This window comes from Saccharopolyspora sp. NPDC000359 (assembly GCF_040300525.1).
GTDB lineage: Bacteria > Actinomycetota > Actinomycetes > Mycobacteriales > Pseudonocardiaceae > Saccharopolyspora.
Window position 1 is genome coordinate 120,518 of record NZ_JBEPDU010000002.1, and the last position, 12,053, is coordinate 132,570.

Genomic DNA, 12,053 nt, shown 5'->3' on the forward strand with positions numbered 1-12,053 from the left:
TCACGACCACTCGACGTCGTAGTCGGATTGCTCCGGCGACGTGTCCGCATCCCCGTGCCCGGGGTGTTCCTCCCAGATGATGCGTGCGGGCCGCCTGCCGCCGCGGGGATCCGCGACGTAGTCCACCGACACCAGGCGGAAACGGGTCCCCAGGGGGAACCCGACGGTCGGCTGCGGCTGGCCGGGAATCTCCCGCGCGGACACCCATTCACTGTCGGGTGCCGGGCGGTAGACCACCTGCACCGGTCCGGGGGCGGTGCCGTGCTCGGTACCGAAGACGAACCGCTGTTGCTCTACCACCATGCCCAGCCGGAGGTCGCCGTGCGCCTCCTGGACGGCCTGGTGGACCTCCGCCCCGGTGTACGGCGGGAGCCGCCGCAGCCCGGCATTGATCACCGACGCGACCGCTGCCGCGTTGGGGATCCCGGCGGCCAGGTGCTCGTCGAAACCCGGCCACACCGCAGCGATCCGACCGTTGACAGCGTCGTCGACGGCCGCCAGCAGTGGGGCGACCTGGTCGCCGTCGGCCTGGTCTTCCCCGCCCGCCACGTGCTCGTGGAGGGCTCGACCGCGTTCGAGGCGACTCTGCCACTCCGCCGCCGACCAGCGGCTGCTGTACGTCCAGATGTCGAACGGAGTGGGTTGGTACCCGTCCGAAACGAGGCGAAGCGGATCATCCTGGCGCTCCCAGCCGTCGAGCCATCGCCTGATCCGGTCGAGCAGGTCCGCGCGGGCCTCGCCCGGCGACATCGCTGCCAGATCGTCCGGGACCCGTCTCAGGAAGACGCTCAACTGCGTCAGGCCGTGGGTGGTGAACAGCGGCGCCTCTGCACCCGCGGCCAGGTCGAGCCGGTTGGCCAACGCGAGCACGCCGACCGGGTCGAAGCCGGGAAGCCCCCGCAACTCGTCGAACATTTCCGGGGTGAGTCCGAGTTCGGCCACGACGCACTCGTGCAACTCCGCGTGCGGGTCCGTCTCCGCCCACTTCGCGAAAACCTCCGGGGGCTCGCCGTCCGCCAGGCAGTACTCCAGCAGCAATCCCCGGTCAGCCCCGTCCAGGCCGAGCCAGTCCGCGAGCTCCCACAACGCGCGGTGGTCGAATCCCGCAGTGCCCAACAGCTCGATGAACCGGTCTGCACCGACCCCCAAGCGGTCCGCCCACCACGACCACACCTGATGCGCCGCTTCCACAGGCGGCAGTCCGGCCCAGTGCGCCAAGGACGAACCGCGCTCCCGCAAGAACTGGTGGAAATCGGCGAACTCCTCGACCCGCACATCAGTCGCACGCGCCAGCCCGTGGACGTCCCGCAACTCGTCGAACAGCTCCGGGGCGAGTTCCAGCTCATCGGTGATCCAGTCGCGCAACGCCGTGCGCGGGTCCGTCCTCGCCTGCCGCACGACGCGCACGAACCCTTCCGGGGACACACCGGTTTCCGCGCAGTACTCGACGAGCAACCCCCGGTCGTCACCGAGTCCGAGCCGGTCGGCGGTCTCCAACAGCGCGCGGTGGTCGAATCCCGCAGTGCCCACCAGTTCGAGGAACCGCGCCGGACTGGTCCCCAGTCGATCCGCCCGCCACGACGACACCCGGTACGCCTGCTCCCCCGGCGTCAGCCCGGCGCACTGCGCCAAGGACGAACCACGCCCCCTCAGGAACCGGTCGAAATCGGCGAACTCGACCGCCCGCACATCCGACACGTGGGCCAACTCCGCAAGGCCCGCGGCACCACCGTCCTGGGCGGGCACCCCGAAACGAGCCAGCTCCTCCAGCGCACCCCGAGCCCATCCCTCGACGTCCAGCTCGCGCCCGGCCCGCAGGTCGGCCAGGTGCCCGTCGAACACCAACAGGTGCTGCGGATCGCGGAGCCCGAGAGTACCCGCCGCCCGCAGGACGACCGCCCCGTCCGTCTCCGGCAACCCGATCCGCCCTGCCAGCTCCGGGATCTCCTGCGGAACGCGACCGGTGTACCTCGCGTAGGCGAGCAGCTCGTGCGGCTGCGGTCCCAAACCGATCCGGGTCCCCAGCCTCGCCAACGCCTCGACGGCATCGTCGCCGAGCACGCTCAAGGACTCCCGGCTGTTCCCCGAGAGGGCGAGCCGGTCGTTCAGCCACCGGTCGAGGTGGTCGCGCCACACCGTGCCGCCTTCCGCTGGTGCGACGTGGTTCTCCCGGATGTCGGTCCCCAGCATTTCGACCACGCCGTACCACCTGGCGAGTTGGTCGGCCTCGTCCATCTCCCGGAACTCGCGCAGGAGCGGGACGCGGGGCCGGTGATCCCGATCAGCGAAGACGTGGGAGCGCTCCTCCGCCTGCGCCCATGCGTCGAACACCTGCAGCGGTCCCAACCGCTGCGGGCCGGTCCCGGTCACCGCGGGGTTGTCGACGAACTGGAACAGCCACGCCCGGTCAGCGTCGGACTCCGCACCCAGCAGTGCGGCGGCGTCCCGCAGGCCGCGCACGAACCCGTCGAACTGCCCACCCAACCCGAGGTCGATGAAGCCGCGCAGGAACGGGCGCAGGTGCAGGGGGTTCGTTCCCAGCGCCTCGGCCGCGTCGAGCACGACGGCGTGGACGTCATCGAGCCTGCGTTCTGACGCGCTGAGACCGCGCAGCTCCTCGCGGATCATCTCGTCGAGCGACGGACCCACCACATCGAGCTCGAAGTTCGGCGGACGGCCGGGTAGTCCGCCGTACCGCGGCAGCTGCGGGTCGTGGTCGACGTAGTCGGGCGGTCGCTCTTCCACGCCGGGTTCCGGCGGAACAGCCAGCGGGCCGTAGCCGGACGGGACCTCGTCGCGGATTTCCGCGCCCGCGACGTGCGGCACCGTGGCATCATCACCGCCTGTTCCCCCCGGTGCCCCTGCGCCGCCGTGCCGGGCTCGGTACTGCGCCAGCACGCTCGCACGTTCGTCCTCGCCCGCCGCGACCAGCTGCCGCACGGACGTGCCGCGCTCTTGAAGGAAACGCTGCAACCTGACGTGGTCGTGCCAACCGGTGTGGCCCAGACCCTCGACGACGCACGCGAAATCGGCCCACGCCGCCGGAGAGGTCAACCCGAGGCGCCCCACCCGGTCCGTCATCGCCTCGACCCAGGCCCGCTGCCCGCCCCGAGGATTCGCGAAAGCGATCAGGTCCCGCGGGAACAACGTGGTCAGGTGCACCGGCTCCGCACCCAGCGCCGCCGCCGCGCGCAACAACGTCGCCGCCGGCACGCCGGCGCCGCGGCCCGGGTAGATCTGGGTGTCCTCACCGGTCCTGCGCGCCAGCCACGGGATCTCGTCGGGCACCCGCCCCAGGTTCCGGGTCAGCGACACCAGATCCGGCCTGGCGTCGTAGGGCCGATCGTGGAGCGTTCTCAGCTCCGGCAACGCCGCCAGCGATTCCAGCCGACCGGCGTCGGTCGGGCGGAACCCGTGCAGAGCCACGAGTTCGCCCCACCACGGTCGCTGCTCGGGGGCGTGGGCGGCCTCCCACGCCTCGTCCGCCACCTCACGCAACGACGTCCGCCACTCACCGGCGACCAGCTGGTGGGCCCGGCCGTGGTCGGTGCGCAGTTCGGCCGGCGAAACCCCTCGCTGGTCCAGGAACTCCCGCAAGCTCGCCAGTTCTCCCGGCCCGACCCGGGTCAGCGCCCCGAACAGCGCCAGGTCCCCGGGCTCGAACCCGAACCGCCTCATCCACGCTCCGACCGCGTGCGCGGCGACCCGTTCCGGATGCGGCGATGCCGACTCCAGCAGCCACGGCAGGTGCACCTGCAGGTGCTCCGGGGAGACCCCCAGCTCTCGCGCGACCCGGTACACCGGTCCCGGTCCGACCCGCCACGCCTGCGCAACGCCGAACACGGCCAGGTTGAAGCCGCCGAAGGCCCGAGCCTCGTGGACGAAGTCCCGGGTCTGCTCGTCGTCCAGCTCCATGCGCTGGGCGAACTGCGCCAGGACGATCGGGTCGAGGCGCTCCGGCAACTGCTCGTCCAGGTCCAGGCCGAGACGCCACCGGGCGACCGCCGCACGCCCGGAGACGCCGAGCCGACGCAGCAGCCCCACCGCGTCCCCGTCCTCGGGGTGGTCGCCGGCAGCGGCGGAGTACCACAGGTATTCCTGGAAACTCTCCGCGTCGTGGGGTTCCAGGCGAGTCAGGACGCCCTGGAACCAGGTCAGGCTCTCCGGCCGCAGGCCGTGATCAGAGAGGCTGTGGCGGACGGTGTCGGCCATCGCACCGGCCTCCACGAAGGCCCCCGCCCACGGCCCGCCGTGCTCGGACCACGCGTCCGGGTCCAACAGCCGCAGCGCACCGGGCTCGACGTCCAACAGGCGGGCCACCTCGGTGCGGAAACCCGGATCGGACCAGGATTCCCGGAGCGCCGCAGTGGCGGACCGCCACTCCCGCACCAGCGCCGCCGTCCTCTCCTCGGAGAAGTCGACGATCTCGTGCAACGCGGGAAAACCCGGCCCCAGCGCGAAGAATCCGTCGACCTCGACGAGACCGATGTGGCCACGGCGCTGCAGGAACCAGCCGAGGTCCTCCCACTCCCCGACACCGACCGAAAACCGGTGGGTCCGGTTGAAGAACGCGGCCAGGTCCTCGCCGATCTGCGGCTCGAAGAGCCTGAGCTCCGCGTTCAGCTGATCGACGAAGTCGTCCGTCGTGGCGTACCTGCGGAGTTCACCGGGCTCCAGCCGCACGTCCCGCGCGAGCGCGTAGACGTCCCCGGCCGCAACCCCCCATTCCTCGGCCAGCTCCGGTAGCTCGGACGGGACGCGGTCGAGGTGTTCGCAGTAGTCGAGCAGGGCCGTCATGTCCTCGGAGGCGAACCGCACCCCGACCTGGCGGGCCAGGTCCACCAACGCATCCGCGTCGAACCACGGCCGTTCGAGCAGGAACAGGCGGTCCGGGCCGATGCCCAGCATGGCACTGCGGGTGTCCGGCGATCCCGCTTCCAGCCCGTCGTTGATCCGACGGACCACGTCCTCGTCCCCGAGCAGGTCGGCCGACCGCAGTCCGGCTTCCCGCAGCCAGGACACGTCCTCGATGCGGGCTCCGGCGGAGGCGAGCAGCTGGGGCAGGTGCATCACCTCGGCGTCGAACCAGTGCTCGTCCAACAACCCGAGATCGCCCGGCTCCAGACCGAGGCGGTCGAGCCGGCTCCGGACCAGCCCGGCGACGGCACCGGGCGACCGGCCCTGGCCGAGCTGTCCGACCGCGCTGCGCGCCGGTTCCAGGTGCAGCGGGTCCACGCGCAGCCGCAACGCGACCGGGAACAGCTGCTCGGCCGGCACACCCAGACGTTCCGCGACCGACCGCAGGTTCTCGGCCACCACGTCAACCGGGCCCGACGATGCGAAGTACTCGATCGCCAACGCCTTGTCCGTCGCACCCAGTCCGAGGCGCTCCACCAACCCCAACACGGGCTCGACCGACTCGACACTGCCCTGCCGGTCCACCAACCGCTGGAAATCATCGGCACTGGCGCCCAGCCGCCACCGCAACACGGCCTCGCGCCCGTCCCGGTCGTCGTGCAGCTGCCGGGGCTCGATCCTCTCGTCCCGCGACCACCGCGAGAATTCCGACAGCTCCGGCGCACCCAGCCGGTCGATCAGACCGGTGAACCACGGCAACGCCTCGGGCCGCAAGCCGAACGGCGCCAACCGGTCGCGCACCGCTCGCGCCCACGCGTCCGCCTCCGACGCGGACGAATCCCGCAGCGCGGCCTCCGCCGCCCGCGCCAACTCCACGTCCCCGGTGAACACCGCAAGATGCCGGGGGTCAACGCCCAGCTCCCAGGCGACCTCCTCGCCCGGGTCGGGCTCCTCGACGTCGGGCTCCGGCCGAGTGCCCGCACCACCGCGCGAACCCGACGGCCCGGAGTCACCGGATTCCGAGTCGGCGATCGTGACGGGGCGCCCGGAGCGCTCGGCCTGCGGTACGAGGTCGACCAGCCTGCGGCGGTCCCACGGATGGACCTCGGCATCCGGGGCCAAGCCGAACATCTGCCGCACGAGCGGGTCGAGGTGTTCGGATTCAATGCCGTCCTCTGCACCGCCTTCCCGGCGCAGCGCGGTCAGCCACTCCTCGGTGCGCGGCCCTGAACGGGACCGCAGCACCTCCGGGTCGGCCGGGAGGTGCGGTGCGGCGACGTCCATGATCTGCCGCAAATGCCGGTCCAACACGCGGTATCCGGCTTCGCCTTCGCCGTGCCTGCCCATGATGTCGCCGTCGACCGTCCGGTCGCCGGTCTCGCGGAGCACGTCACGAGCGGTCTCGTAGGCGTCCCGCACGCCGAGGAAGTGCAGTCCCTCGTGCACGAATTCCTCCCGTGATGCCCCTGCCGGCCAGCGGAACTGGTTCATCGGGTTGTCCTCACCGGGCGTTCCCGGAGGCACCTCGATCACCCCGTGCGCGTTGTCTGGGCTGTCCACGAAGGACACCCGGACCGACATCCGCGCCTCGGTCCCCGGAAGCGTGCTTTCGACCCGGCCGAGCTGCTCGGTGAAGCCGGACGACACCGCCTCCCGCACCCGGGCGAGGTCGTCCGGCGTGGTCCCGTCCACTTCGACGAGGTGCAGCCGCAACCGGAACTCCCACTCGCGCGGACCCGGCGTGACGTCGTAGCGCACCAGCTGCCGGATGCCGCTCGCAGCTCCGCGCCGCGGCACCGGCCGACCACTGCCCTCGCCCGGGGTGAACACGAAGGCGTCCTGCCCCGACCTGTCCTGGCGCAACGGTCGCCACCGCTCGGTGTCGACGGTGAAGGTCCGCTTCAGCAGAGCCCCCAGCTCGCTGCCGAGGGGTGCGCTGCCGTGCTCCCGCAGCAGCACCGGGAAGTCGTAGCCGCGGTCTCGGGCGTGCTGCCGCAACTGCTCCGCGAGCTGCTCGGCATCACCGCGGGTCGGCAGGTTCGGGGAGTCCTCGTCCCGGGTCTCGCCGACGTGCGTGATGACCACCGCACCGAGGTCGTCCCAGTGCAGTGGGCCGTGGATTTGCCCTTCGACGTAGCCCCACTTGTCGATCGGGGAGATCCCGTGCTCCCGGGCCCGCCGGCCGAAGTCGGGGTCGTGGCGGAAACCGGTTGCCTCGCCGAAGGCGAGCCGGAGCACGTTCTCGTCGGCATGGGCCAGCGTCCCGAGGAGGTTCGCACCGCTGGCGTAACGCCGTTCCGCCTTGTTCTCCAACGTGTCCGAGGGGGTGTACGTGGTTCGGTCACGAACTCCTGGCTTCCAGTACAGCGCGCAGGCCCCCCACGCCTGCGCGGAGCTTCCCCCCGCCTGGTAGGTCGAGACCAACGCGGCGTATTTGGGCAGGTCCGCGACGCTGCTGCGCTCCCCGGTCGGCCGGTCATGCGCCTGCTGCCGCGCCTGGTCCTCGGTGAGCGGGCGGAACACGCTGTCGCTGCTGGGGTTCAGGAAGTCTCCCTCGGCGCGGCGGAGCGTCGCCGCATAGCCCATGTGCTCCTCGACCGCGCCGCGCTTCGATGCTTTCTGGTCCCCGGACCAGGTGTTGGCCTCCCAGCGGTTCCGGAACAGCTGGCCGGGGTCGGATGCCATGAGGTCGAGCAGCGTCCGTCCGCCCACCCGCGTGCCGAGCTGGTAGTTCGTCACCAGGAACACGTCCTGCCGCAGGTGGGTCTCCACCTGGGACAGGAGTGCCCGCCACTGAGGACCGTCGTCCAGCGGGTACTGCTTCGCCCACTCCAGGTCGCTCACCCGGCTGCGCAGGTGGGCGACGTCGCGGTCGGCCTCCTGGAGGGACTTGCGCTCGGCGAGCACCAGGGCCGCCACGTGCACCGGCCGCAGCTCGGACCAGCGCACGCCGCGCCGGACCAGCGAGTCCAGCACGTCGATGTCCTCGCGCACCCGGCCGCGCTCGTCCTCCAGCCATCGGCGGTGCGCCTCGGGGACGTGCCCGTCGGCGTCCCGCAGCAACGCGTCGAGGGTGCGCAGCCGTTCCCGGAGGTCTTGCGCGTTCAGCGGGGTGTCCACCAGCCGGTGTGCCAGTTCGAGGTCGCGCCCGCCGGGCACCATCCACTGGTGCGCCGACTCGACCGCTTCCAGTCGGCTCAGCTCCGCCTCCAGCGCCGACACCTGGGCGTCCAGCTCGACGGCCTGGTCGACCAGGTACCGGAACCGCCAGTTGGTGTTCTCGGCGCGGATCATCTTCGACAGGTCGCGGTAGACCCGGTCGCGCAACCGGGCACGCGCGTCGCGACCGGCGCGCACCTGGTCCGCCGGCAGGTTGACCCGCACGTCGGCGCGGATCTCCTCCTTCTCCCGGTCGACCTCCAGCCGCGCCTGGTGCATCCGCCGCTCGACCAACACGAGCAGCGCTGTGCGCTCCTCACCGAGCTTGCCCCACTGCAGCTCGCGCCGGTTCAGCGCCCCGAGGACGTCGAGGTCTTCCTGTGCTCGCGCTCGTTCCTGCTGGAGCCGCCGCCGCTGCTGGAACACGGCGTCGCTGCGCCCGACCTCCTCGAACCGGCGGTCCAGGTCGGCCAGCTGTTTCCGCAGGCCCTGTTCAAGGCCGGCGGTGGTGCGCGCGACCAGTCGCCGTGCGAGGTCGTGGTCCCGATTGCCGGGACCAGACCACGACTGCGCGGATTCCCCGCGCTCGCGCAGCACCTTGCCCAGGGCGCGGAGCTTCCGGGGGATCTGCTGGGGCTGGAAGCCGCCGTTCCGCGTCGCCGCGTCGACGGCGGTCCCCAGCTCGTCGAGCCTGCGCAGGATTTTCTCGACACGGCGCCACCGGCGCACCGACCTCGGGAAAAGGTCGTCGCCCCAGGCCATCCTCGGGTGTGCGGGGTAGTCATCGGCGTGCGGCACCAACGGCATGCGCCGGACCGACGTCGGCGCCGTCCCCGCACGGGTCGCCGAAAACGGCGTCGCAGCGCCCGTATCAGTCCGGTCGCGCCGGACGGCCGCCGCCGACGACTCGGCGACCGGACCGCCATCCTCGACCGCGATGCCCGGAGCGAGGTCGAATTCGTCCGCGGTGGACGAGTGCGGCGCCGGACCGGTTTCGTCCGGAACCGGCTCGGTGGGCGGCTCCGCCGGCGGCCAGCCGTGGGTGCGGGCGGCCGCGACCAGATGGGCGATCGTGACGGGGCGCCCGGGGCGTTTGGCGTGCGGGACGAGCTCGACGAGCCTGCGGCGGTCCCACGGGTGGACCTCGGCGTCCGGGTCCAGGCCGAACACCTGCCGTACGAGCGGATCGAGGTGTTCGGGTGCGAAGCCGTCCTCCGCACCGCCTTCCCGGCGCAGCACGTCCGAGACCCGGCGCACCGCGGTCAGCCACTCCTCGTCGTCGCTTCGCACGGGGTCGAGCTGTCGCGCGGTGCGGACGACCTCGCGCATCCGGTCGATCTCGGAGTCGGTGACCTGCGTCCGCGTCCGGAGGTGCCTGGCCAGCGCGCTGGGCCGGTGCAGCCCCGTGCTGCGCGCCAACTCGGCGAGCCGTTCGGCGTCCGGCAGGTCCGGTGCCGTCTCCGGGAGGCGCGCTTCGAGCCGCACCACCGTCCGGATCGGTTCGTCCTCCGCCCCGAACTGCGCCAGTTCCGCGCGCAGCGCCGCGACGTCGCGCACCCGGTGATCCACGACCACCGGCAGAGTCGCGGTCTCCGCACCGAACGAACGCGCGGCCTCGCGCAACGCCCGCACGACCGCGGCGGCCCGCTGGTCGCGGGCGGCGAGTTCGTCGGGCAGCGAGTCGACGGTGACGTGGACCTCGGGCAACTGCACGCCGTTGCGCGCTTCCCACGTGGTGCGGACCGCCAGCTTCCGCACGAACCCACCGATGATCCCGGCCGCGACATCGTCGAGATCGCGGGCCCCGGAGCCGAACTCGACCTGGCGGCCCGGGTCGCCGTGCTCAGCGACGACGGTGAGGACCAGCGGATTCGGTTTGTCACCCAGGTGGGAGTCGGACTCGAACAGCGACTCCCCGGGGGCCCGGCCGAACATCTCGAACCACCACTGGTCCGCGCTCCGGCCGAACTCGTCGCCGACGAGTCCTGACAGAGCGCGCACCGCGTCGCCGTGCGCCGCGTTCCGCCGCCCGGCGTCCGATTCGGGGGAAATCTGCTGCCAGATGCTGCGCGCGAACGCCTGCCGGTAGTCCAGCTGGTCCGCCTGCCTGGCGAACGCGTCCTCCCGGCTGATGATCTCGGCGAGTTCGTCCGGGTGCTGCGCGTAGTACCGCACGTTCTCGTCGACCACGGACCGCAGGAACTCGCGGTCCTGCCTCCGCCGCAAGCGGTTCTCCAGGACGATGTGGTGGTTGCCGTCCGCGCTTTCCAGCACGACCGGCGCGAACCGCAAGTGCGTGCACTTCTCGACCGGCCGCCCCCCGCCGTCCGGTCCCGGCTGGGAGTAGTCGACGGAGTACCGGCGCTCGCCGGCCGGGGTGGTGCCGTGCGCGATCGCCTGCATCAGGTACGCCTCGCCCACGCGCGGTCGGGCGTGCTCGTTGATGCCGAACCGCTGCGCCAGCGCGGAGTCGTCCGAGCGGGGGAAGGCGCGGCCGTAGGCTTCGCCCGGTGCCGGCGCGTCCGGCTGCCGCACCCGGCGTCCTCGCCTGACCTGCTCCGCCGCCCACTCCACGTCGCCGGCGAGTTCGGGGTTCCGGGCCGCTTCGGCGAGACCGGCGGCGAGCTGGTGCGTGCCGGTGAACTCCGTCTCACCACTGGCCGGGCCGATCACGGCCTTGCTGACCTGCCCGGTGCCGCCTGCGTGCGGCGGCCGGGTGTCGTAGAGGACGGCGTGGGTGTGCGTGCCGCCGAGGATCTTCTCGGAGAAACTCGTCGAGATGTCGTCGGGGTCTTTGTTGAACTTCGGCGACACCCGGAACAACCGACGGGTGCGTCCGTCCACTTCGAACTCGACGGAGACCCGTTCGTCCAGACTCAGCGTGGAACCGCCGATGCGTTCGAGTTCGGCGTTGGCCTTCGCCACCACCTCGGGCGCGGCGTAGACCTCCTTGGCGTCGTGACCGTGTGCGGCGATGGCCAGCGTCGCGTCCCCGGAGATCCGCAACGGTGGGTGCGGGTCGGTCTCGAAGGGCCGCACCCCGATGCAGCGGGGGAAGGCGTCACCGCGCTCGACCACCCGCTGCGGTGCCCGGTAGGTGAACGGCTGGGCGGCTTCCGCGTCCGGTGTCACCAGGCGGTATTCGGTGGTGGTCCAGGACGGCGGCGCGCTCGCCCGGTCGGGCGCGGAGCGGGGGAACCCGGGTTCCTGCTGCGGGTCCGCGTGATCGTGCACCGGTTCCGGGGGTGCCTCGGCGCTCGACGGCTCAGGCTCGGAAGACCACGTCTCCGCCTCGTCCTGTCCGGACACGCTTCGGTCCGCCTCGGCGGGAACGTCCGCGCTCGACGCCCCGGAAGACAGCGTGTCCGCGTCCGCCTCGTACCCGGACGTGCTCTGGACGTCCGGCGGCGCCTGCTCGCGCGGGAACTCGTCGAACAGCGCGAGGTGGAGACCGTCGAACGCGGTTCCCCTGCCCGGGACGAGTTCGCGCATCGTGGCGGTCCACGTCCTCACCAGATCGGCCCACTGCTCGTGGTCGATGGGGTCACCGTTGTGCGAGGCGCGGACGAACGCCCGAGCGGTCCGCTTGATGCTGTCGAAGGCGTCCTGGGTCCGCTGCTCGATCTCGTCGAAGGCCTGCTGCGCCTGCCGGGCGTACTCCCGCGCGTCCTCGTCGAGGTAAGCGGCTTCGGCTCTGACCGCCTGGTCGGTCAGCACCTCGAAGTGGCGCACCACGGCACGGCCCACGTGCAGCAGTCCCGCGACGGTGGGCAGTGCGCCCACGTCCAGGCCGTGCCCGGCGAGGAAACCGCGCACATGGCCGCCGCCGAACATCGCCTCGACGAGGCCGGGTTCGTCGTCGTGGAGGCTCTGGAAAAGCGCGTCGGCGAGGATCTGCTGCCGCAGGTAGCCGTTGACGTTCACCAACGACAGGCGGGACCACCGCTGCGCGACGCTCTCCTCCGGCAGGTAGTCCAGGTGCCGCAGCGGCGACCGGCGGTCGTGCAGCGGATTCCGGCCCTGTTCGAGGAGGTCAC

Annotated in this window: 1 protein-coding gene (cut by a window edge); it reads right to left on the minus strand. The window is 71.9% G+C overall.

The features are described 5' to 3' along the window. A protein-coding gene (locus ABT324_RS02580; RefSeq protein WP_351170412.1) for a scabin-related ADP-ribosyltransferase crosses the window boundary here: on the minus strand, positions 1-12,053 show its 3' end. 23,791 nt of this gene lie beyond the right edge of the window; only the last 12,053 of its 35,844 coding nucleotides appear in the window; the start codon falls outside the window, past its right edge — the gene reads right to left on this strand; its stop codon occupies positions 1-3.